Below are 23,750 nucleotides of genomic sequence, written 5' to 3' on the forward strand. Positions count from 1 at the left end.
ATATCAGCTTCTCTAAAATTCAAAGGATCAGCGTTAAATTTTTTGGTATTTCTTTGCCTGTTTTTTGTTTTCGGGATCTAATTCGATTGCTTCAGGGTGTAAGACAATATTCCAATACCGAACCACATACGCAATGACTCCTGCCGTAAGCACAAAAAGTAAAACATACGCCGAGATCACAGGGTGTAATAAAAAGGGGTAAGGAGCACCGAATCGTAAAAAATAAGGCAGCGACATGTACCAAATTACAGATACAGCTACAATTCCCACTCCAAATTTCCCCCACCAATTGGGCCTTCCTTGTAAGCCACGTTTTAAGTATAAAAATCCACCAAGCCAAACTCCAAGGATCTCTCTAATAAAATATACAATCAGGATCCAACGAGGAAAATCAAAATGGAGTGTCACAACAAAGAGTCCACCGAGTGTCACAAGTTTATCACAGACTGGATCGAGGTAACGTCCAAGTGTTGTTTCTTGGTGTAAGAGTCTTGCGAAAAGTCCATCCAAATAATCTGTGAATACAGCAACCAAAGCATATACGATAGAAGCGAATAGAGCATTTAAGTTAGCTGGATTTTTTGCATAATCGTATGTGCTAAAGAAAAAAAATGGTAATAACAATACACGGAAAACAGATAAAAAATTGGATAGTGTAAAGATACGATCCTGGAAAAGGTCTTTGGCTTTTTTTTCTTCGATTTGCATAGAACCAATACCAGATTCTAAAAATTCTAACCGAAGGCAAGAAAACAAATGAAAACAATGTTGACGTTTGGAGTCGAATCTATAGCTTGGTTTTTATTCCGATGGAGTTGTAGCTCAGTTGGTTAGAGTGCCTGCCTGTCACGCAGGATGTCGCGGGTTCGAGCCCCGTCAACTCCGCCATCGGGAATTTCCCCCACAGATTACTTTTTACATCATTCGATGTATTCTTCTTTTTCCTTTTTGAAAAGGATTTGATTTTCCTCTTCTAATATTCTTGCAACCTGAACAATTTTACTTCTTGCTTCGTTTATCTCTCGTAAGGTGACTCTAGGTTTCATATCCAAAAGATCCAAAATGTCTTCTGCACGGTTTTGGCTCATATTGTTTAAGAATTTTTTTCGAATTTCATCTCCTGCACCACGAATGGCAAGAGAGATAGTGGGGTCATCTGCCAATCGATTGATGAGGATTCGCATCTCTTTGTTATCAAGAGAAAGGATGTCCTCGAAGGTATATAATTTTTCTCTTACTTGGTCAGCGACATCGGGTGATGATTCTTCCAATTCGGATAGAATGGTTTCTTCAGCACCTTTTTCCATAAAGTTCAGAATGTTCGCGAGGACATGGGCGCCTCCCGCTTCTGAGTATTCTTGTTTGTCTCTCTCTTCGTATCGTTTTTTTAAGATTCGGGCAATGTTTTGGATCACATCGGGGTGAGTTTTAGAGGTGGTTGCCAACCTGACGGCGATTTTTGCCTGTTCTGGTTTGGGAAAAAGTTTAAGTACGTCAGCAGCTTTTTTGGGATCCAAGTGGGAAAGAGTCACAGCTATGATTTGTGGGGACTCTGTTCCTAACATGTTTTGTAACACACTTGGTTCTACTTGGTTTAAGAATTCAAAATCGTTTTTTGTTTCTTCTTTGTGGATTTTTTTTAAGATCACATTGGCTTTTTCGGAACCAACCGTGTGTTCAAGGAGTGACTTCGCCGTGGACAAACCTCCTGAAGTGGATTCTGATAAACCTTCAATGGTATGATGGAATTCTTTTAAAATGGTTTCCTTTTCTTCTTTTGATACCGAACGAATTTTCGACATCTCCAAAATGACTGCTTCAAGCATGGCATCATCTAGGTGTCTGAGAACATCGGCGGCTCTTTCTTTGCCAAGGGAGAGGAGGAGGAGGGCAGCTTTTCGTACGCCTGGTGTGGCGGATGTAGGGTTCTCAGGCTTCATGTGACATAATTCTCTTAGTTTCCTATGGATGTCAAAAAAAACTTCAGTAATGAGACAAAATTTTCTAAAGGTCTCATTAAGTTCGTACGATACCCTTTGTAAGTTACAAAGAGAAAGGAAAGAAACACCAGATGGACAAAGCTCACAAATTCAAAAACACACTCGAACGTTACATCCACTACCGAGGTATCGACATCGTTTTACACCTCAAAGATGGAAAGAGCATCGAACTCGATAAAAACCGCCAAATGATGGACGATGTGGTCATCGGAAATTTGGCAACGGGTGTGGTTCGAATCCCCATTGCCGACATCCAAAGTGCTGATTTTTTTGCAGCTTAATCGAAGATTCGATTAACCCACCGCAAGGAGGAGATTTGGTTTTTCCAAAAAACTCCTTAAGGTCTTTAAAAACTCTGCTCCCACAGCTCCATCGATCACCCTGTGATCGCAGGAGAGTGTGAGAGAGAGGATACGACCCGGAATAACCACTCCATTTTCCACAACCGGTTTATCTTCCACAGATCCCACCGCAAGGATGGCACTTTCTGGTTCGTTGATGATCGCAGTGAACCGACTGATCCCATACATTCCCAAATTCGAAATCGTAAAGGTCCCATTTGTAAACTCTTCTGGTTTTAGTTTCCGATCTCTTGCTTTTTTTGCGAGTTCCTTCACTTCCGAAGAAATTTGAAGGATAGACTTTCGATTCGCATCTCGGATGACGGGCGTTAGAAGGCCTCCATCAATGGAAACCGCAATTCCTACATCCACTCTTCCGAATTGTAAGATGGAGTCTCCTTGGAAACTCGCATTTACCTTGGGGTGGAGTTTTAGAGTGGCAGCAGTGGCTTTGACAATGATGTCATTCAAACTCACTTTTATAGGTGAATTTGGATTTTGTGAAATCTGAAATTCGTTGATTTCTTTGCGGAAGGATTCCAATGCCTTTGCATTCACATCCACATTCAAATAAAAATGGGGGAGGTTTTGTTTGGATTCTGTAAGTCGTTTGGCAATGGTTTTACGCATTCCATTCAAATTGACAATTTCATCGGCAACGGGGACTTCCGATCCAACTCGCATGCCCCCAGTACCTTTATTTAAGGAATCAAGGACATCTTTTTTAGTGATCCTACCTTCGGGACCTGTTCCGATCACCAGATGTAAATCAATTCCATGTTCGATGGCGATGGACTTAGCGAGTGGGGAAGCAAGTACACGGAGTGTGCCTCTTTGTTGTGATGATGTTCCATTTGTCCTTTCTGCGGTGGGAAGTGAAGGTGCCGTTTGCCCTTGGTTTGGCGAATTTGAAGCAGGGACCAAATTTTGAGATGAAGGGGAAATTTTGGTTTCGGTGGAACTGGTTTTTGTTTCACCAACCCCCGAAACCACACCTTTTTTTGAATCTCCTGGATCAATGGAGGCAGATGGGGAGGGAAAAGACTTGGCAGATGTTTGCTCAGCTCCTCCCGAAGGTTTTGGTTTCGGAAGGTTTGCGAGTAGAGCAGATATATCTTCGCCTGGTTTTCCGATCACTGCCAAAGCTTCACCTACTTTTAGTTTGGTGCCTTCTCCTTGGATGATTTTTAGTATCACTCCTGAATCATAAGCTTCCATTTCCATCACAGCTTTGTCGGTTTCGACTTCTGCGAGGATGTCACCGGGACTGATCGAATCACCTTCTTGTTTCAACCATTTCACAATGGTTCCTTCTTCCATCGTCGGGGAAAGTTGAGTCATTTCTTGTATTTTTGCCATCATAGCCTCCTTAACGTAACATCTCTCGGATGGTATCAGCCACTCGGTTGGCACTCGGCAAACTCATTCGTTCTAAGTTTGCAGCGTAAGACATGGGAACATCCATTTGTGTGACTCGTTCCACGGGATGATCAAGGTAGGAAAAAACATTCTTTTGGATGAGGTGAGAGATCTGTGCCCCAAAACCTGCAACAGGCCATCCTTCTTCTACAACCACCGCACGGTTTGTTTTTTTGACTGATTCATAGATTAGATTTTCATCTAACGGGCGTAAACTGCGTAGATCCACAATTTCCACAGAAATCCCTTCTTTTTCTAAAATGATAGCTGCTTCTTCCGCAAAACTTAAGGCTCTTGACCAGGTCACTAGAGTAATGTCTGTTCCTTTTCGTTTGATTTCACCAAGGCCAAGAGGAATGGTATATTCCTGTTCAGGGACTTCCCCCTTTGAACCATAAAGTACTTCGGATTCAATGAAAATGGTAGGGTTATTGTCTCGGATCGAAGATTTTAAAAGTCCATAAGCATCTTTTGGAGTCGCGGGACAAACTACTTTGAGTCCTGGGCAATGGGCATACCAGGATTCAAATGCTTGGGAGTGTTGTGCCGCAAGCCTCCCACCCGCACCACCGGCGCCACGAAAGACAATGGGCATAGGGAATTGGCCGCCACTCATATAATTCATTTTTGCTGCGGAGTTGATGATTTGGTCGATGGCAACAAGAGAAAAATTCCATGTCATAAATTCGATGATAGGCCTAAGCCCCACCATTGCCGATCCAACACCAATCCCTGCAAAACCATTCTCTGAAATCGGTGTATCAATCACTCTTTCTTCACCGAATTTATCGAGCATTCCTTGGGAAACTTTATAGGCACCTTGGTAATGTCCTACTTCTTCGCCCATGAGGTAGATGAGTGGGTCTTTTTCCATTTCTTCCACCATGGCCCTGTTTAATGCTTCTCGGTATGTTAAAATAGCCATTTATTTATCCTCCGCATATACGTACTTGTGGAGTTGAGAGAGTGGAGGTTCAGGTGAAGTTTCTGCAAATTGGTAAGCTTCATCAATTTGTGTTTGGATCTCTATTTCCAGTTTATCTAATTCTTCGGGTTTGATTCCACCTAACTCTAGTTCATGTCTTGCACGCATGAGAGGGTCCTTTTTTTTGTAAGCTTCCAATTCTTCTTTGGTTCTGTATTTGGCTGGATCAGACATTGAATGTCCACGGAAACGATAAGTGGATACTTCGATCAGGGTTGGGCCTTCCCCTCTGCGTGCTCTTTCCACTGCCACCTTAACGTGGTCTCTCACTTTGCGCACTTCATCCCCTTCAATATGATCTCTTGCCATATCGTATGCATGTGCTCTAATCGAAACATCCTTTACAGCAAGGGCACGATATTCAGGAGTTCCCATCGCATAATGATTGTTCTCACAAATAAAAACAACAGGAAGTTTCCAAATCGCTGCTAGGTTTAGTCCCTCATGGAAGGATCCAATATTGGCAGCGCCTTCACCAAAAAAACATATGGTGACCGAGTCTTCTTTTTTGTATTTGGATGCAAAGGCAATGCCTGCTGCAAGAGAGATGTGACCACCTACGATCCCATGTCCTCCCATAAAGTGTGCATTTTTATCAAAAAAATGCATGGAACCTCCATTCCCTTTGGAAATCCCTGTGGCTTTTCCAAAGAGTTCTGCCATAAGAGGGTTAGGGTGGAGACCTCGAGCGAGTGCATGGCCATGGTCACGGTATGTGGAAACAATATAGTCATGAGGGGTAAGAGCTGCAATCGATCCAACTCCGACAGCTTCTTGGCCAATGTATAAATGGAGGAACCCACCGATTTTCCCGACACTATAAGCTTTTGCTGCAGCTTCTTCAAACTTTCGTATTAGTACCATTTGCCTGTAGAACTCTTGTAATTCGCTCACAGATTGTGAGTCTTTGGGGATTGAAGAAACCAAATAGAACCTCCGAAACGACTAAAAAACTACACTATTTAGACAAAGAAAGAAAGCAAAAATCTTGCTCTTAAATGAAGATAAAAGACAGTTTCCCTAGGACCTTTATGAAAATTACGAGTGCTGGTATCGAATTCCTAGAATTCAATGAATTTAAAAATTTTGCGGTAGATTATGATCTGTTAGGTTCTGTTTCCCTAAGTGAACCTGTTGTGGATAAAAATGGAAACATCCTCATCAAAGAAAAAGTAGCAATCAAAGAAAATGTTCTAAAAAAATTAGAAGGGTTGGAAGGGAATTACATTCCATCCTTTAAACTTGCAATGTCGAAAGATTTGATGAAGATGTTGCGACAAGTATTATCAAAAGCAATCCTAAGTCGCATTGATGATCGTTCCAATGAATTTATCTTCCACCTTTACGAACAAAATGCGGAACGAATGGCAAGTCTCAAAGGGATCATTCAAAATTCATTTTATTCCAAATCTTTAGCTTTGTCTTTTTTCCGAATTTTACTTTCCCACAAAGAATTTTTTAACTATTTAGCTGACTTTGGACTATTAAGTCTGGGTTCCGTGATCCAAAAACAATATGGTTTTAAAATGGTAAATCGGTATAGTTTTTTAGCAGGACTTTGTGCGGATATTGCCGTTTCGAAAGAAGGATTGTACAGACAAAGTTTTTTTGGATCCTCACTAACCACAGCCGTTAGCCTAAGTATTGAAATTGCAAGAAAACTCAACCTTCCAGAAGAAGTGATCAGTGCGATTAATAATCATGGCAATTCTAATTTTGAAATTCCTGGTGTGAACCCAGTGAATGTCAATGTCGAAGATTTAAGAAAACACCAATTGAATCAAGATCTACTTTCTGGAAGTGGAATGGATGACGATGCAAGCGATGATGAAGAAGAGGCAGGTGAATTTGCAGATAATACCGCCGAAGTAACGTTAGATGCTCTGAAGATTGCACGATACATCATGGAAAATTTAAAGGTTACAACAGACAAAGAACATGTCTCTGAAAAACTGCTTGTGATGTTTACTTATAATGCAGAGAAGGGACTCTTCCGAAAAGATTTGGCTGATCCTATGATCGATCGTTTCAAAGAATTTGATCATGCCATCAAACGGATTAGAATCATTGCAGAAATTGAAAACAAATGCAAATTCCAAACTTCTGCCTGGGCCTACCCAAAACCAAAATCTTCGCAAATTGTTTGCAGGGATCGAAATTACCAATGCCCTTGGATTGTGAATGGATGGGACTTACGGATCATTGCCGCACAAGATCCCTTTGGTTATATTGGCACTGCACTTGCGGTAGGAACCTATCCTAAATGTGCTTTGGAAGAAGAACTACACGCAAAAATCAAATACACCGATTCGTAAGGCAAAAAAAAACCAACCGAGATTCGGTTGGTTTTTTTGTTATCAAACGATGAAAAAGAATTAGAAACCAGCAGGTTTCTTAATGTCTTTTGTAGCGTCTTTGATCGCGCCAGTCGCTGCTTTTTTAGCTTCTGCTTCTGCAGTTTTAACTGCTGCGTCTACTTTTTTCTCTACTTCTGTTGTTACTTTTTTCGCTGCATCTTCAACAGTTTCCATTTTTTCTTCCACAACTGGTTCTTCTTTTTTGCAGAAAGCAAGTCCGGAAGCCATAGTAACACCGAGAATTAAAACGAGTAGTTTTTTGTTCATCGAAAGTTTTCTCCTAAAAAATCTTTTAATTCAGCCAAAACTACACGAAGTCAGTTTCCATTGAAAGAAATTTCTGTATGGAAACTGAAAAATCTTGAACGGTTACTTGAGAACAAATGTAAGGAATTCTTCTACTTCCTTTTTGCTTCCAATGATGAGCGTTGTTCTTTCATGGAGGTCTTTGGGAGTTAAATCAAGGATACGTTCCCCTTTTACGGTCACAGCCATTCCTCCTGCCTGTTCTGCAATGTAAGCCATCGGAGCTGCTTCATACAATAATCTGAGTTTTCCATTTGGGTATTTGCTAGATTTTGTATCGTTTGGATAGAGAAAGATCCCACCTTTTAAGAGGTTTCTATGAAAGTCTGCCACAAGAGATCCAATGTAACGGGCTGTTTTTGGTTTTTTTCCGCCTTCAATGGATTTGATTTTTTGTAGGTAGGCTTGCACCTCGGGAGACCAATACGAAGCATTCCCTTCGTTGGCAGAATAAATGTCCCCTGATTCTGGCATTTTCATATTGGGGTGGGAGAGTAAAAATTCACCCACGCTTGGATCCAAGGTAAAACCTGAAACTCCCTTTCCCGTCGATAAAACAAGCATTGTCGATGACCCGTAAATGATGTAACCGGCACAGCGTTGCAAATGCCCTTGTTGGAGAAGGTCTTTTTCGGTGCCTGGTTCTTTTGAATTTGGTTCTAATCTTTGGTGGATGGAGAAAATAGTTCCAATGGAGACATTCGTATCGATATTGGAGGAACCGTCAAGAGGGTCAATCGCCATTGTATACTTTCCAATATTATAACCACCAGGGATCGGGATAATGTCCTCGTGTTCTTCACTGGCGAGAACGCAGAGGTGACCGCAGATCTTTAAGGATTGGTTGAAGGCATTGTCTGCATATTGGTCCAATTTCATCTGGGTTTCGCCTTGGACATTGGTGTCCTCTGTGGCGCCTAGGATATCATCGAGCAGTCCCGCTTTTCTCACTTCACGGCCAACAATTTTTGCGGCATATACCAAATGGCTAAGGAGTGCTGTAAATTCTCCCGAAGCATGTGGGATTTTGAGTTGCTCTTCTAGAATGAATTGCGATAGAGAGATGAGTTTTTTTTGTTTCGGTGTTGCGTTCACAGATTCCCCGAGGTAGTTTTTACTCCATTTTTGTGGTTGTGGGTAAGGAGCAAATCCTTTCTCCTTTTGAAACCAGGTTGAAAAACCGATACTATTGTTTAGAGACTTCATGACAGAACCAATGCACCTCAGTCCTTCTCCTTCCATGCAAATGACAGATTACCATTCCCGTCGGTTGGGACTCAGCTTTGCCAGTGTTGGTGCCCACTTAGGTTGGGTTTATTTGGGGAAGGAATTGGTATATGAGTTTGGTAGGACAAACGAAGAAGAATCCATCCGTAAGTTGGTAACCGCTTCGCTTTCGCATTGGATTCGCACAATGCCATACCTAACCCCGGCGGTCATCCATTCGTTCCAAGAAAATGGGAGGGAACTAGAACTATCCGTTGTCAGGTTACCGGAAGGTGAAGTCCCTGTTTTTGTTTTAGTGTTATTAGAAAAAGGACTGAACCTTGTCCCCCGAAACTGGGAGGACCTTTCCAACCAAGTGCTTACGTTTTGTGCCACAGGGATTTCTCTTCGGGAAAAGAACCTACTCGATTTTGAAACCATTACAGAACCCATTCGAAAACGAATGGGAAAAGCGTTTATGGGAGAAACGAAGTCTGGTGTGATTGCATTTTTCCACTTGCAAGACCTAAGCCCATTTTTCAAACCGATGGGAGTCATCAAAAGCCAAGAAATTTTAAGGGAAGTGACGGCAACCCTCCACAAAGAGACGAAGGTAAACGAGTTCAATTTCCAATTGAACCCAAGGTCCTATTTTTTATTCTGCCCAGGTGAAACCTTAGATGGAGCAAACCATCGATTTGGATCCCTCTATTTCCCTTCAAAACACTTGATCTTGGACTATAAATTGAAGATTTTTCCCATTGATGCTGAAATTTTGGCAGATGATGCCAAGTTTTCGTCCATTTTTCTTGAAAATTTCTAAAACCATTTTTACGCTGAATTGACAAAATAGGGCAGTTCACGATACCGTCAAAACTAGACCATTTTTACAAAAGGACAGTTGTTTGTCTATGACCCCACAAGTAGGGATTTATTTAAAAGAAGGGGAATCTATTGAGGCAGCGCTTCGTAGATTCAAAAGAGATTGTGCAAATGCTGGTATCATGAGCGAAATCAAACGCCGTGAATACTTTGAAAAACCAAGCGTGATCAAGAAAAAAGCTGTAGAAGCTGCAAAACGCAAACGTGACAAAAAGAAAAGATTATTCGCTAAAAAAGATAAACTTTAATCTTTAAGCCGGTTTTCCTATGACCCTGCAAGAGACGATCAATACAGATCTAAAAACGGCGTTAAAAGCCAAGGATGAAATAGTCCTCGGCACCTTACGTCTCATCAAAGCAGAAATTCAATATGAGTTAACCAAAACCGGTGCTTCTGAGTTATCGGATACTGCTGTTATGCAGATCCTCAAAACCAATTACAAACGACGTAAGGACACCGCTTTGGAATACGACAAAGCGAACCGTCCCGATCTGTCGAGTAAGGAAATTGAAGAAGCAGAAATCATCTCCCGTTATATTCCAAAAGAAGTTTCCGAAGAAGAAATAGGAAAGGCAACTGAAGAAGCCATCGTCGAGCTCAATGCAGGTGGTCCTCAGGATATGGGAAAGGTGATGGGTAAAGTAATGGCAAAATTTAAAGGACAAAATATAGACGGCTCCAAGGTATCCTCCCTCGTTAAACAAGCACTTAGCGCCCGTTAAATATAACACACTGTGAATCCTTACCAAAGTTTTAAAGAAAGAGTTCGCAGAGAAGTCTCCATTGACTCCTATATCAACCGATTTGTTCCCTTACGCCGCATGGGTAGAAACCTTGTAGGTATTTGTCCCTTCCATAATGAAAAAACCCCATCTTTTAATGTAAACGCTGAAGGTGGTTTTTACCACTGTTTTGGATGTAAAGCATCTGGAGATTTATTCCGTTTTGTGATGGATTACCAAAAGGTGGATTTTTTAAAATCTCTAGAAATCCTCTCTGAATATTCTGGAATTCCACTCGTTGAACGAACCAAAGAAGAAGAAGAGTCGGAACGAAAAAAAGAAGCACTTTACCAAATATCGCAAAAGGCCCTTGAATACTTCCAAAAAAATCTAAATACAGCTGCCGGTGAACTTGCGTTAAAGTATTTAGAGTCTCGTGGTTTGTATGCAGAAGACCTCAAAGTGTTTAAGATCGGTTTTGGATTACCAGGTTTTGGAAATTTACGAGCGGAACTCTTTAAAACAGAAGCTGAAGTTAAGTTAGGTGAACAATTAGGCTTACTCAAACGACAGGATCAAAACAAAGACCCTTATGATTTTTTTCGTAGTAGGATCATGTTTCCAGTCATCGATACAAGAGGACGAGTTGTTGCCTTTTCTGGTCGTATTCTTGGTGAATCAGAAGAAGCTAAATACATCAATAGTCCCAACTCGCTCATTTATGATAAAAGTCGCACATTTTATAATTTAAACTTAAGCCAAGATAGCATACGAAAAACAAGGGAAGCAGTGATCGTCGAAGGTGTATTTGATGCGATAGGGCTCTTCCGTAAAGGGATCGAGTTTGTGGTAGCACCACTTGGTACTGGATTTACAGAAGGCCATGTGCGGATTTTAAAAAACATGGCGGACAAAGTGTATCTTATGATGGATTCCGATAAGGCAGGCACAAAAGGTGCGTTTCGTGCTGTAAACCTTCTCTCGAAAGAGGGAGTGGTAGTTAAGGTTTGCCATATCCCAGAAGGGAAAGACCCGTTTGATTATTCTCTCCATCACAACAAACAAGAGATCCGAGATTTACTCGAAGGGGCGTTACCTGCTTCCCAATTTATGATCCGAGAGATCCTTGGGGGAACAGGTCCCACGTCACTTGCTGAAGAAAAACAAGCAGGTGTGAAAAAACTCTTTGAATTCTTAAAACCAATGGAGAAAGAAACGGACAAACAGGTCTATTTAGAAGAGGGTGCGCGCCAACTCGGACTTTCGTTTTCTTCTCTTTTTCAGGACTTTCGTGGGAAACCTGGTGTAAGTTCGACCCCTTCCGTTGTCGATACTAAGAAAGACCGCACACCAGAGAAACCGGGGAAACTGTCTCCAGTTCTTATCTGTGAGCGGAAGATGATCGCGATGCTCATCCAAAACTTAGAACTATTTAGTTTTGCTGATGACTTACTTTCACTTGAGTTTCGTGATGAGGTGTCTGCTTTTTTTTGGGACTATTTATATACGAAGTATTTGCAGAATGAGAACCTAACAGCTGCAGAAATTCTTTCGAGGGAAGAAATTCCTTCGGAATACCTGGGAATGATTGCTGAACATTTTTCGGCCGATGTATCAGTGACCCCAGCGACATTTAAAGCGATGTTTCTTTACCATGCGGATTTGTTGGATGACGCACGGATGGAAGAACTTGTCAAAGAAATGGCCAAACCTGACTTAACGATTGAAGAAAAAAACAATCTGTTGTCAGAACTTTCACTTCTGAAGAGTGAAAAAAATAAGAGATCCGTGTATCTCCGAACGATCCAAACGTTAGAAGTCTAAAGAGGATATAGGTAGAATGGAAAATCTAGCAAGCCTACCAGAAGTACAAAAGATCATCTCGATCGGAAAAGCAAATCGAGAAGTATCGTATGATGAGATCAATGAAATACTACCGGATAAAATTCTAAATTCCGAAAAGATTGATGATGTCTTCACCTTGTTACACGAGATGGGGATTGAGATTGTTGAAGAGTATTCTAAAAAATCTTTAGAAGAGTCAAGTAGCCTCACAACCACCAAAGAAGAAACGACAAAAGAAACAAAAGAGAAACCAGCACGTAAAAAAAGAGAGTCTAGTGTTTCTTCAAGTTCCGAAGATCCAATTCGACTTTATTTAAAAGAAATTGGAAAAGTATCTCTGATTTCTGGTGAGACAGAAGTATTTCTCGCCAAACGGATTGAAAAGGGTGAAAAGATTATTGAAGAAACAATTTTAAGTTCTTCGATCCTCAGGCAGAACTTTGCAAAACTAATCCCAAAAATTAAGTCCAAAAAAATCAAAGTTTATGACTTGGTGAAAGTGGACAAAATGTACGCACTCAACCAGGAGCAGGCGGACAAACTCGAAAAAGTATTTTTCGAGAATATGGAACTCATACAACAAGACGAGAAAGTTCTTAACGAATCCACAAACCGCATTCGTAAGTATTCCGAAAATTCTAAGAAGTTCAAAGAACTCAAGGAAAAAATCGATTTGTCCACAGGCAAAATTGATGAAGCCATTCGTAAAATCGGTGTTTCCCAAAAAGAAATCCAAAAGATTTCTCAAAAGATCAAATCGATGGTTTTCCGTGTTAAGGAAATTGAAAAACACTTCCTTAAAATCAAAGCCAAATACGGACATGATGTTCGTGAAATCAAAGCCCTAAACCGTTTCATCGAAAAAAATGAAAACCTAGATGAAATCGAAAAGATGATGGGATGCGACATTGATGAAGTCAGAGAAGTCATCAAAGACATTCGTAATAATGAACGTAAACTCCGTCGGATGGAACAAGAAGCAGGTTCTCCTGTTGGCGAAATCAAGGACTGGGGTGAAAAAATCATCAAAGGGGAAAGGGAAATCGCTCAAGCAAAACGAGAACTTGTGCGAGCAAACCTTCGTTTGGTGGTCTCCATTGCAAAACGTTACGCCAACCGAGGAATGCACTTCTTTGACCTGATCCAGGAAGGTAACATTGGACTCATCCGTGCTGTGGATAAGTTTGAATACAAAAAGGGGTATAAGTTTTCTACGTATGCAACTTGGTGGATCAGGCAAGCTATCACCCGTGCAATCTCTGACCAAGCTCGTACGATCCGTGTACCGGTTCACATGATCGAGCAGGTCAACAAAGTGATTCGGGAAACTCGTCTCTTCGTACAAGAATTTGGCCGAGATCCATCCAATGATGAAATTGCAGAGCGACTTGGTTGGCCTGTCCAGAAAGTGAAAGCAGTAAAAAATGTTGCCCGCGAACCAATTTCACTCGAAATCCCTGTAGGTTCAGAAGAAGATTCGGAACTTGGAGATTTTATTGAAGACAAGGAAGTGATCTCACCTCTGAACTCTGCTGCTTCATCAATCCTATCCGAACAAATTAGGCAAGTCTTACAAACACTCCCTGCACGGGAACAAAAAGTCATTCGTATGCGATTTGGTTTGGACGATGGGTATGCGCAAACACTCGAGGAAGTTGGTTATCAATTCAAAGTGACTCGTGAAAGGATTCGTCAGATTGAGGCAAAAGCTCTTCGTAGACTCCGTCACCCAAGCCGCTCGAAAAAACTGAAAGATTATATCGATTAAAGAAAATTGTTTTTTACTTGATTGGTCGATCGAAGAGATTCATGGTTTGGAAATTCCATGGATCTCTTTTTTTTTCGCAAGACGAACAAAACTTTTTTTAAACCAACATTCCCAATTGTTTCTTTTATTCAGGTATCGTCTTTCTATTTAATCCTTTTTGGATTTACCGTTTTAAACAATTGTAAAGGTACAGAAGAACAACTTGATTATGAACGCACGCAAAGTGTTGGACAAGTGAATCCCGAAGAACCTTGGCGTTTCAGTCCAGAATTTGCGATGGATGAAAAATATGGGACTGCGTTTTGTGCAAATGCAAAAGAAGTTGGGTCTGGTTTTACACTTTTTTTAGCAAATCATACCCAGTTTACCGCTTTGCAGGTGTTAAATGGATTTCATCGCGGGACTAATGACCTAAAAAACAATGATTCTATCAAAAAACTTAGGGTATCATCCTTTTGGATGGAAAAAAACGATTCCAAAAACAAATTAAAACAAGACCGATCAAAAGATATTGAACTCACCAAATCAAAGTTTGGCAAACAAGGATTACAGGTTTTGGATTTAGATTCTAAATTTGAGGGCAATGTGATTCGATTTGAGATTCTAGAAACTTTCGGAATAGGAAATACTGGACGAGTTTGTCTTTCTGAGATCCGTATGGGGGACGTGAAAAAAGAAAATTTTGTCCCTCATCCATGGGTATCCTTTGATAAAATTAAGCGGACCATTTCGCAATTTGCAAAGGCAGAACGTCATGCATATGGTTTTAAACAAATGGTTGTCGCCAATGAAAAAGGTAATATTTTGTTTTATGACCAAGGAACTATCCTTCCCGTATTTTTTAAATCTGATCAAACCTTTAGTTTTTCGGAGATGTATGGGGAAGGTGATCCCACTGGTTTTTTACCATCCATTGTAGGTACATACACAATTTTACAGTCCACGGAGGAAGGGCTTGAATTGAACTTAAGTTATTTTGATAACGGTGGCATTGAACGAAACATTTCTTGGATTTTCAAACGAGCTGAGGTTGGTGACGAAGATTATGAAAACTTCAAAACCAAATTGGGAACAAAATTTTCCGAAGTATACCAGCCTAAAACCCATTTCCTTTTTGTTTTGAAAGAAAAAGAAACGGGACGAACATTTTATCATTACGAACTACCAATTCCGAAATAAATGAAATGCATGTGGGTTTAGTTTTGTCTGCATCCATTTATTTTCGTTGTATGGGTATTAGGCGATTGTTTTCTTTAAATCCTTAATGTGTTTGAGAAGTTCATTTAAAGAAGATTTTTTTTCCGATTCCTTCCATCCAAGTTCCTTCGCGAGAATATTGTTTGTGGGAATCGCAAGTGATTCTGCAAGGTTCAAATCCAAAAAGAGAACTCTCCACCTTCTTGACAAAACATCCGATACCGAAAGGGCAAATTCCTTTTTCACAAAGTGTTTGATTTCTTCGGCAAAGTAACCAGTTCCTTTTTTGATTTCTTTTGGTTTTTTACCAAGGATGAGTGCGGTTTCTCCGCCATACGCATCCACTAATCGAACCGCAGTTTCATAAGGTAAATCATACATCGTTTGGATTTTTGCGACTAGGTGTTTGCTATACCCATCTGCTCCAGGGAATGCAAAACTTGCAGTGAAACATTTCATTTTGGACGGAAGGTTTCCAACAGAGATTAATTTATCAGTAAGGTCTTCTGCCATTTTTCGAAATGTTGACCATTTCCCACCTGACATAGTCACAAGTCCTGAATCGGAGACAAGGATCGCTTCTTCTCGGGAAATTGATTTGGTATCCTTTTTGTCACCAGTAGAAATGAGAGGTCGTAGCCCACTAAACACCGATTCGATGTCTTCTTTTGTTAACTTGGTATCTAAATAATCATTTCCCGTTTTGAGTAAAAACTCCACTTCCGATTGTAAAGGGAGTGGTTCATTTTCAATCTTTTGGATCGGGGTGTCAGTGGTTCCCAGAAGGACTTTTCCCTCCCATGGGATGACAAACACCACTCTACCGTCAGCAGTTTTGGGAATGATCATCGCTGTGCGGCAAGGTAATTTTTCTTTGTCAAAGACAAGGTGGATGCCTTGGCTCGGTGCGAGGACATTTTCCGTTTTGGGATCATCTAATTTGCGAAGGGAATCAATCCAAACTCCCGTTGTGTTAGCGACTACTTTTGCTTTGATGGAGACAACCTTTTTGGTTAAGCTATCCTTTGCCGTGACACCTATGATTTTACCATTTGCATCTTTTAAAAAATTTGTCACTTCGATCCTTGAAACAACATCGGCACCATTTTCTTTGGCGGCACGAACGGTTGTTACATTGAGTCTCGCATCATTGAACTGGGCGTCATAGTATGCGATCCCTCCTTTTAGATTTTCTTTTTTGAGGGAAGCAAAATAATCAAGAGCTGTTGCTTTAGAAATACGCTCGTGGCCAGGAACAATGGATTTTCCTGCGAGTAGGTCATACATCGTAAGTCCAATGGAATAAAAAGGTTTTTCCCACCAAACATAGGTTGGTAATACAAATTGGAGCGGTTTTACAAGGTGTGGAGCATTGATGAGAAGGCGTTTTCTTTCTGAAAGAGCTTCGTAAATTAATTTAAAATGAAATTGGGCAAGGTAACGAACCCCACCATGGATGAGTTTGGTAGAACGAGAACTGGTTCCTTGTGAGAAATCACCCTTTTCCAAAATGGCTACTTTGTAACCACGTAGGCTTGCATCGAGGGCCGTCCCCGAACCTGTGGCACCTCCACCTAAAATCAAAATATCATACTGGGTAGATTCTAATTGTTTGAGCGTTTGTTTTCTTTCATCTAGATGGTTCATAGGGGTTTTTACGTACTTTGGTGGTTGCCTATAGAGATTCTAAGGTTAGTGTTGTCAAAAGTCACCTTTTCTACCATCGAAAATTTTTGAAATTGTTATGAAAACTGAATTAGAATTGAACCAAGAATTAGCAACGATCCGCCGGGGCACTGTTGAAATCATCAGTGAAGGGGAACTTCTAGAAAAAATCAAAGCCAAACCTTCGCTTACAATCAAAGCAGGATTTGATCCCACGGCACCAGATTTACATTTAGGACATTTTGTATTACTCAGAAAATTAAAACATTTCCAAGACCTAGGGCATGAAGTTTGTTTTATGCTTGGTGATTTCACTGCTATGATTGGTGATCCAACGGGAAAATCGGAAACACGGAAACGATTATCCAAAGAAGAAGTTTTAGAAAATTCCAAAACGTACCAAACTCAAGTTTTCAAAATTTTAGATCCGAAGAAAACCAAAATCCTCTATAACTCACATTGGTGTTCCGAGATGAAATTTGAAGATGTGCTTGTGTTAACATCAAAATATACTGTCTCGCGAATGTTAGAGCGAGATGATTTTACAAAACGCCATAAAGCGGGAACTCCAATATCGATGATCGAATTTTTATACCCACTTGTGCAAGGATATGATTCGGTTGCCATGAAGTCTGACGTAGAACTAGGTGGCACTGACCAAAAATTCAATATGTTAGTTGGTCGCGACTTACAACGAGAATACGGCCAAAAACCACAAGCTGTCATCACATTGCCACTCCTTGTTGGTCTTGATGGTGTGAAAAAAATGTCCAAGTCCCTTGGCAACTATGTTGGCATCATTGAAAAACCCATCGATATGTATGGAAAAATCATGTCCATCTCTGATGAATTGATGTGGAATTATTTTGAACTACTCACAGACCTACCTCTTACAGATGTGGAAAAACGAAAGGAGGGGATTCGTTCCAAGACCCTCCATCCAAAAGAAGTGAAAACAGAACTTGCCCTCCTCATTATGGACCAACTCCATCCTAAAGAGGAAAACCGGAAGGCGATCGAGGAATGGACTGCGATCCACAACACCAAAAATAGAGCTTTGCCTGATGAAATTCCAACAGAAGTTTTGGACGAGGCAATGTTCTCGGAAAAACCACCTCTCCTTGTTTATGTATTGTCCCAATTGAAGTTCATCCCCAGTGTTTCGGAAGGGCGTAGGCTCATCCAGGCTGGAGGTTTGTATTTAGATGAGGAAAAAATTACAGATCCTACACTTGTTCTGGAGAAGGGGAAAGAATACCTCATTCGCCAAGGGAAGAAAGGAAAATTTTTAAAGATCAAAACCTAAAGGATGAGTTGGACTAGTATAGATCCTTAAGTCCCTATCCGATAATCGATACTAAGGAAAGCCATACCTACATGTCACTCGATCCGACAAACGAAGAGAAAGAAATCCAGGACATCGTCCATGAACTTTCGAAGGACATTGAAAAGGATCGGTTGTTTGCCAAAAAACTCCGTCGATTTGCCTTTATCTCTGCTCTTTCCTTTGTCGGACTGACAGTTCTCGTACTTTGTGGGTATCTACTTTTTTTAAGTTTGAGTGTGTCGAAACTCGAAACGGAAGTTAAAGAAAAAGAACGAAGTTTGCGGGAACTGGAACAATCCCTTTTCTCCCTCATGTACCAAGAACAACTCCGGGAAGAAAACGCACTGGCTGGGGATAGCGAACCGGATACTGAACTTGCCAAACAAGTAGAAGAAAATATCGAATTCCTAAAAGAGGTAAGTGCCAACACAAAAGGGCGAAATATCTTACGTGGAAATGAATCTCACAAAGAAATTGCTTTGACTTTTGATTTGGCAACAGGGGAAGAACTTCCTGTTTTATACAATTATATCAAAGAACATAAAATCAAGGTAACTTTGTTTTTATCCAATGAAAGGCCATCGGATATCAATGGATCTTTTTTTGTCAGACAAAACTTAGATTATATCAAACGAATGGCAAAAACTGGGGCCGTGGAATTTGGAAACCACACGTGGTCTCATTTTAATTACCAACGTTCTGTCACTGAAACTTCCTTAAAAAAAAGGATGGTACTCGATTATTTATCAAAATCAGTACTCGACCTTCCTCGTATGGCAGAGGAATTAAAACGAGTGGAAGATACTTTTCGTACACTCACCAAACAAGAATTAAAAAAATACTACCGACTTCCTTATGGTGCACTCAGCCAATTGATTTTAGATGCTCATGCAAGTCTTGGTTATACAGATCATATTATGTGGTCCAATAATGCAAAGGGATCACTTGACCTTCCTGATTATATTAGCAAACAATTCCTCTACAAAAAAACTTCCAAGGGAAAGAAGGAAGTGGTAAAAAACCCACATTACAAAACGGGTGAAGAAACATTAACCTTTCTCGAAAATTGGGAAAAAGCAGATCCAAAAGGAATGAATGGTGCGATCATCTTAATGCACCTTGGGGGCCCTCGTAAATTTGATAAACTGATTTACATTTTACCGACATTCATTGAACGAATGAAGGAAAAAGGGTATCAGTTTGTGACTTTATCTGAAGTTCTAAATGACAAACAAGATTAAACCTGGAAAAGTAATAAAACTTTACCAGGTTTAAGATTTAAGTTCTGAATTTTTAATCTACTTTCGTTGCTTACACAAATTGTTTTTTTCGATTTTTATACTTTAATATCACTGCATCTTTGAACGTATACAAATTCAGATAAAATACAGGCACCATAATGAGTGTGATAAAAGTTGCAAATGCAAGTCCCCAGCCAAACGCAAGAGCCATTGGAACAAGGAAAGGGTCTTTTCCTCCAATTCCATAAGCCGTTGGTAATAAACCCAGAACGGTTGTCACTGTTGTGAGCATAACGGCTCTTAATCGAATGCTACCAGCTTCCACTAATAATTCAAAGGTGGATTTAGAGGGATCCTCAATCCTGAGTTGGTTGGCACAATCCACAAGGACAATGGAGTCGTTTACGACCACCCCCGCAAGTCCAATGATCCCAAGGAATGCCAAAAAGGAAAACGGTTGTCCATGGAATAAAAAGGCAAAAATCACACCAATCACTGCAAAAGGGATGGCACTCATCACAATCAGAGGTTGTGCAAGTGATCGGAAGAGGGATGCAAGTATCATATAGATAATAAGCAGTCCCACAAGAAACGCTCTTCCAAGTGAAGCCATCGATTCTTCAGTGTCTTTGTTTTCCCCGGAGAACCGAACAGAATACCCCGGGTATTTGGCGATGATCCCTTCAGTGAGTTGTTTGGCTTCTAAATTGACTTGCCTAGATGTGGAAATTGTTTCGTCGATATTGGATGTTACTGTGAGTAGTCGTTTCCCATCCAAGTGGTTGATGGATGCACGACCTGGGTTTCGATCATAACTTGTTAATCGTGAAACGGGGATTAGGTTTCCAGTAAGGTTGTTTACATAAACTTTATTTAAGTGTGTTAGTGAGGACCTATATTCTTCAGGAAATCGAACTCTCACATCTACTTCTTCGTCGGCACGTTTGATTTTTGTTGAAACCGTTCCTTGTAAAGCAGTATTAATCGCAAGTGAAACGGATTGTACGCTCACTCCTGCAAATGAGGCAAGTGCTTCATCGACAGACACTCTGATTTCATCTTTTCCTTCGTTAAAATCATCCCCAATATCGGTAACACCTTTGATTTTGGCAAGTGCGGCTTTGTATTCTGCACCTATTTTGAGTAAGGTGGCAAAGTCATCACCTTTGATTTCAATCGCAACTGGTTTTCCAACAGGAGGTCCACCAGCAAGTTTTTCAAATTCTAAATTGACAAGTTTTCCTTTGAGGGGTAAAAACTCTGAGGGAATGGCATCGATTTGGATTTTGGCCTCTTCCTTTTTTTCCAAGTTTTCTTTTGCCAGTTTTTCTTCTAATAAAGCAAGAGCCTTTTCATTTAAAAGGTACTTAGTATTTTCTCTGACCACTTCAATGATTTTTTCTGTGGACCTTTCTCTGTTATCATCTGGTGTTAAATACACCATAACTTGTGCATAGTTTTTTCCACGTTTTGTGAAAGGATCATTTGGATCTTTTTGAATAATGCCAACTCTTGAGATGAAATTTTCAACTTCACCTTCTGGTAGTTTGGCGATTGCATTTTCAATTGCCCGGATAAACCTGTCAGTTTCTTCTAATTTTAATCCTGTTTCTGCCGTGACTCGGACTTGGAAAGTTTCGATGGCACCCGGAAAAAGTTTGAATTTACCAAATTTTGCTTGGATCGCAAGGGAAAATACAAAAAGCCCTAACAGAAGTCCCACCATTTTCCAACGATTGGAAAGTGCGAATCGTAAGAGAGGTAGGTATGTTTTTTCTTTAAATTTAACAAACCAATGAGACTCCTCTTTGACTTCTCCTTTCATATCAGTCGCTTTACTCACATCATACAAATGCGAAGGTAACATAAAGAATGCTTCAAATAAAGAACTGAGTAGGGATAAAATGACAACGAGTGGAATTGAATGGATGAACTTTCCAAAGATCCCTGTCATAAATAACATGGGTCCAAAAGCAGCAATGGTTGTCGTGACTGTGGCAGTAACGGGTGCGAGGACTTCACTTGTTCCTCGCATGGCTGCTTCAAATGGTTCTTCTCCCATTTCCAAATGCCGGTATACGTTTTCACAAATGATGATCGCATCATCCACTAAAATCCCAATAACAATGATAAGACCCATCATGGAAATTAAGTTGAGAGTAAGACCCATGTAATTCATTGCAACAAAGGTCATAGCAATCGAAATTGGAATTCCAAGAGCAGTCATGAGCGCCATACGCCATCCGAGAAATACAAATAATGATGCTGTCACAAGGATGAGTCCTGAAACAGCATTGGATGTAAGGACACCGAGTCGTCTTCTGATGTATTTGGATAAATCATTTACAAATGCATGTTTGATTGTTCCGTTAGTTGATTTGATGAATTCTTGCACCACTTTTTTTGATTCATCAACAACCGAAATGGCATCAGCTTTTTCACGTTTGATGACAGTGAGAGCAATGGCAATATTCCCATTGGATTTGTCTATGTAATCAGAATCTTCAAATCCTTCTGTGACTCGCGCAACATCTCTGATTCTAACTGACCTTCCTGCATCATTGGTTCTGATAAAAACGTTTTCTATTTCTTCTGCGGTATCGAATTCACCAACAGTCCTAACAATGATTTCTCTTGTTTTTTCATTTATGTTTCCACCTGGAAAATTAATATTCCGTAAACGTAAAGCATTGATAACTTGGGTTGATGATAGAGATAATGACCTGAGTTTGTCAGGATCTAAATCCACTTTCATTTCTCTTTCACGCCAACCACGTTTTGTAATCCGAGCAACAGATGGGATGTCCTTAAGTTTCTCTTCTAAAATCTTTGCTTTGTCTCGGAGTTCTTTTGCATTCAGGATTGCTTTGCCATCTTTTAACGTTGAAGACAAATGGATTTCAATCACAGGTTGTCTTGCTGTCGTAATCTCTGTAACAATTGGATCTTCTGCATCTGTTGGTAAATCTTGTATTCTGTCGATGGCAGACTTTAAGTCATCGACAACTTTTTGAGTATTTTTTGTATTGGGATCAATTGTGATGATGATACCCGATCGGTTCTCAAGAGAAGCCGAGCGAAATTCTTTGATGCCATCAACTTCTTTGATGGCATCTTCTAAAGGTTTGGTGACAAGTTTTTCAACATCGGCTGGAGCAGCACCAGGATAAAGCGTTGTGACACTCACAATATCAAAATTAATGTTTGGAAATGCTTCTCGATTCATTGTGGCAGCAGTAAAACCACCCACAAGAAGGATTAAGAAAGTCAAAAGGTTTACGAATAAACTTTTAGATAAAAAATACTGAACAATGGATGAACCCATGGAATCTCCTCGTGGGGGACTTACGCAACTAAAATCAAATCAAAAACTAATCTAACAATTTTCCTGCAGTATCGATGTCTTCGTTGTAACCAAATAACTTCGTACTTTTTAATCGATCTACATATAAAACTCCGAAGAGATGATCGCATTCATGTTGTAATACGATCGCTCTATATCCTTCGATGATTTCATCATGTTCCGTGAAGTTTTCATCACGCCATTTCATGCGGATTTTATTTGGTCTTTCTACATACCCACGCATTCCAGGAACAGACAAACAACCTTCCCAAAACCCGTCGCTTGGGGGGCTTAAAGGTGTTATTTCTGGATTTAAGATAATTTGGTTCGGAACTTCAGGGGTTCCAGGGTAACGTTCGTTGTCATCCTCTTGGCCAACAACGACAAGTTTCTTTAAAACTCCGATTTGTGGGGCAGCAAGTCCCACACCATCTGCATGGCGCATGGTTTCAAACATATCTCGAATCAACTTTTTGAAATCCTTGGTTTGGATTTCGGATTCAGTGACATCTTCACTCGTTTGCCTGAGGATCGGATTACCAATTTTGAGAATTTTTCGTACTGCCATAATCTAATATGGGATAGATTGAAAAAGGTCACTGAATGATCAAGTGAACTCCTAACTAATTGAAAAAGAATTTGACAGGCTGGGGTTAAAAAGTTGAAATCTCGTGAGGGATTTTGGAGACGAGGGGAATCGAACCCCCGACCTTTTGAATGCCATTCAAACGCTCTCCCAACTGAGCTACGTCCCCTTGTGCTATTCCAAGGTGAGAGACTGCGTTTGTCTGTCAACAGAATCCTAAAATGGCTAAGGAACCAAGAACTTTATGGGACAAGATACGGTAGAAGAACTCACTAAAAAATTGAAAATCCAATCGGATATCATCAAAGGGTATGAAAAAGTTCTTAGGCTCAATGAACAAGAATTAGCAAACGCAGATGAAATCATTCGAATGTATGAACAGATCATCGATTACTCACGTGTCGAATTGAGAGAAGCAAAAGAAACTGTTCAAGCCAGTACAATGGTATCCAATTTAAGCCGCGACGAACTTATGTCAGCCTTTGATAAAATCAAATCTCTCGAAGATGCCAATCGTAAACTTAGAGAAGAATCATTAAAGTTTAGCAAAGATTAAACC

General features: G+C 40.3%; 21 protein-coding genes and 2 tRNA genes. 12 read left to right on the forward strand and 11 right to left on the reverse strand.

Annotated elements, in window-relative coordinates:
* Positions 1–33 precede the first annotated feature (33 nt).
* Complete coding sequence (locus tag EHQ43_RS11990; protein ID WP_135771334.1) at positions 34–708, reverse strand: CDP-alcohol phosphatidyltransferase family protein; 675 nt, start codon at positions 706–708, stop codon at positions 34–36.
* A gap of 103 nt (positions 709–811) precedes the next feature.
* Here EHQ43_RS11990 and EHQ43_RS11995 point away from each other — a divergent pair.
* Positions 812–888 (forward strand) — tRNA-Asp (locus tag EHQ43_RS11995).
* Between the two features lie 32 nt (positions 889–920).
* On the opposite strand, the gene fliG is transcribed toward EHQ43_RS11995, so the two are convergent.
* Entirely contained in the window at positions 921–1,940 is a 1,020-nt protein-coding gene (gene fliG / locus EHQ43_RS12000) for a flagellar motor switch protein FliG (protein WP_135741861.1), read from the reverse strand.
* 131 nt (positions 1,941–2,071) lie between these two features.
* On the opposite strand from fliG, the gene EHQ43_RS12005 reads away from it, so the two are divergent.
* Positions 2,072–2,281, forward strand: coding sequence for a hypothetical protein (locus EHQ43_RS12005; protein ID WP_015675889.1), 210 nt, complete (start codon positions 2,072–2,074; stop codon positions 2,279–2,281).
* A gap of 12 nt (positions 2,282–2,293) precedes the next feature.
* Here the strand turns inward: EHQ43_RS12005 and EHQ43_RS12010 are convergent, their stop codons facing one another.
* Genes EHQ43_RS12010 through pdhA form a run of 3 tightly spaced genes read right to left on the reverse strand, consistent with a single transcriptional unit; the run spans position 2,294 to position 5,672 of the window.
* Entirely contained in the window at positions 2,294–3,700 is a 1,407-nt protein-coding gene (locus tag EHQ43_RS12010) for a pyruvate dehydrogenase complex dihydrolipoamide acetyltransferase (protein WP_135771535.1), read from the reverse strand.
* A gap of 10 nt (positions 3,701–3,710) precedes the next feature.
* Positions 3,711–4,685, reverse strand: a complete 975-nt coding sequence (locus EHQ43_RS12015) for a pyruvate dehydrogenase complex E1 component subunit beta (RefSeq protein WP_135741862.1) — start codon at positions 4,683–4,685, stop codon at positions 3,711–3,713.
* Positions 4,686–5,672 (reverse strand): pyruvate dehydrogenase (acetyl-transferring) E1 component subunit alpha, encoded by a 987-nt coding sequence (pdhA, locus tag EHQ43_RS12020; RefSeq protein WP_135771335.1) that lies wholly within the window; start codon positions 5,670–5,672, stop codon positions 4,686–4,688.
* A gap of 104 nt (positions 5,673–5,776) precedes the next feature.
* Between pdhA and EHQ43_RS12025 the strand changes: the two genes are divergently transcribed.
* Positions 5,777–7,060, forward strand: a complete 1,284-nt coding sequence (locus EHQ43_RS12025) for a hypothetical protein (protein WP_135741864.1) — start codon at positions 5,777–5,779, stop codon at positions 7,058–7,060.
* 60 nt (positions 7,061–7,120) lie between these two features.
* On the opposite strand, the gene EHQ43_RS12030 is transcribed toward EHQ43_RS12025, so the two are convergent.
* Both EHQ43_RS12030 and fbp read right to left on the reverse strand, forming a co-directional pair.
* A complete protein-coding gene (locus tag EHQ43_RS12030) occupies positions 7,121–7,369 on the reverse strand; it encodes a hypothetical protein (protein ID WP_135754059.1) in 249 nt (82 codons plus the stop codon).
* Positions 7,370–7,471: 102 nt separating this feature from the next.
* Positions 7,472–8,503 (reverse strand): class 1 fructose-bisphosphatase, encoded by a 1,032-nt coding sequence (gene fbp / locus EHQ43_RS12035; protein WP_135771536.1) that lies wholly within the window; start codon positions 8,501–8,503, stop codon positions 7,472–7,474.
* Positions 8,504–8,612: 109 nt separating this feature from the next.
* Between fbp and EHQ43_RS12040 the strand changes: the two genes are divergently transcribed.
* From EHQ43_RS12040 to EHQ43_RS12065, 6 genes are all read left to right on the forward strand, one after another.
* The gene (locus EHQ43_RS12040; RefSeq protein ID WP_167481790.1) at positions 8,613–9,437 is read left to right on the forward strand and encodes a hypothetical protein; all 825 of its coding nucleotides are present in this window, start codon (positions 8,613–8,615) and stop codon (positions 9,435–9,437) included.
* Between the two features lie 88 nt (positions 9,438–9,525).
* Complete coding sequence (gene rpsU / locus EHQ43_RS12045; protein ID WP_012388550.1) at positions 9,526–9,744, forward strand: 30S ribosomal protein S21; 219 nt, start codon at positions 9,526–9,528, stop codon at positions 9,742–9,744.
* A 19-nt stretch (positions 9,745–9,763) separates the two neighbouring features.
* Complete coding sequence (locus EHQ43_RS12050; RefSeq protein ID WP_135741866.1) at positions 9,764–10,219, forward strand: GatB/YqeY domain-containing protein; 456 nt, start codon at positions 9,764–9,766, stop codon at positions 10,217–10,219.
* 12 nt (positions 10,220–10,231) lie between these two features.
* A complete protein-coding gene (dnaG, locus tag EHQ43_RS12055; protein WP_135771336.1) occupies positions 10,232–12,043 on the forward strand; it encodes a DNA primase in 1,812 nt (603 codons plus the stop codon).
* Between the two features lie 16 nt (positions 12,044–12,059).
* A complete protein-coding gene (rpoD, locus tag EHQ43_RS12060) occupies positions 12,060–13,832 on the forward strand; it encodes an RNA polymerase sigma factor RpoD (RefSeq protein ID WP_012388553.1) in 1,773 nt (590 codons plus the stop codon).
* A gap of 57 nt (positions 13,833–13,889) precedes the next feature.
* Positions 13,890–15,011, forward strand: coding sequence for an NADase-type glycan-binding domain-containing protein (locus tag EHQ43_RS12065; RefSeq protein WP_135754061.1), 1,122 nt, complete (start codon positions 13,890–13,892; stop codon positions 15,009–15,011).
* A gap of 57 nt (positions 15,012–15,068) precedes the next feature.
* On the opposite strand, the gene EHQ43_RS12070 is transcribed toward EHQ43_RS12065, so the two are convergent.
* Positions 15,069–16,676 carry a glycerol-3-phosphate dehydrogenase/oxidase gene (locus EHQ43_RS12070; protein WP_135741869.1) on the reverse strand — a complete coding sequence of 536 codons (1,608 nt, stop codon included), beginning with the start codon at positions 16,674–16,676 and terminating at the stop codon, positions 15,069–15,071.
* A 97-nt stretch (positions 16,677–16,773) separates the two neighbouring features.
* Here EHQ43_RS12070 and tyrS point away from each other — a divergent pair, with 97 nt between their 5' ends.
* Together tyrS and EHQ43_RS12080 are read left to right on the forward strand one after the other, a co-directional pair.
* Positions 16,774–18,000 (forward strand): tyrosine--tRNA ligase, encoded by a 1,227-nt coding sequence (gene tyrS / locus EHQ43_RS12075; RefSeq protein WP_135754062.1) that lies wholly within the window; start codon positions 16,774–16,776, stop codon positions 17,998–18,000.
* 71 nt (positions 18,001–18,071) lie between these two features.
* The gene (locus EHQ43_RS12080; RefSeq protein ID WP_135771337.1) at positions 18,072–19,262 is read left to right on the forward strand and encodes a polysaccharide deacetylase family protein; all 1,191 of its coding nucleotides are present in this window, start codon (positions 18,072–18,074) and stop codon (positions 19,260–19,262) included.
* A 70-nt stretch (positions 19,263–19,332) separates the two neighbouring features.
* On the opposite strand, the gene EHQ43_RS12085 is transcribed toward EHQ43_RS12080, so the two are convergent.
* From EHQ43_RS12085 to EHQ43_RS12095, 3 genes are all read right to left on the reverse strand, one after another.
* On the reverse strand, positions 19,333–22,587 hold the full coding sequence (locus EHQ43_RS12085; protein ID WP_135771338.1) for an efflux RND transporter permease subunit: 3,255 nt from the start codon (positions 22,585–22,587) through the stop codon (positions 19,333–19,335).
* A gap of 46 nt (positions 22,588–22,633) precedes the next feature.
* Positions 22,634–23,173 (reverse strand): peptide deformylase, encoded by a 540-nt coding sequence (def, locus tag EHQ43_RS12090; protein ID WP_135741873.1) that lies wholly within the window; start codon positions 23,171–23,173, stop codon positions 22,634–22,636.
* A gap of 114 nt (positions 23,174–23,287) precedes the next feature.
* Positions 23,288–23,360, reverse strand: a tRNA-Ala gene (locus tag EHQ43_RS12095).
* Between the two features lie 75 nt (positions 23,361–23,435).
* Between EHQ43_RS12095 and EHQ43_RS12100 the strand changes: the two genes are divergently transcribed.
* Positions 23,436–23,747 (forward strand): hypothetical protein, encoded by a 312-nt coding sequence (locus EHQ43_RS12100; protein WP_012388560.1) that lies wholly within the window; start codon positions 23,436–23,438, stop codon positions 23,745–23,747.
* The last annotated feature ends 3 nt before the right edge of the window (positions 23,748–23,750 follow it).

It is taken from the genome of Leptospira bouyouniensis (assembly GCF_004769525.1).
In the GTDB taxonomy this organism is placed as follows: Bacteria; Spirochaetota; Leptospiria; order Leptospirales; family Leptospiraceae; genus Leptospira_A; species Leptospira_A bouyouniensis.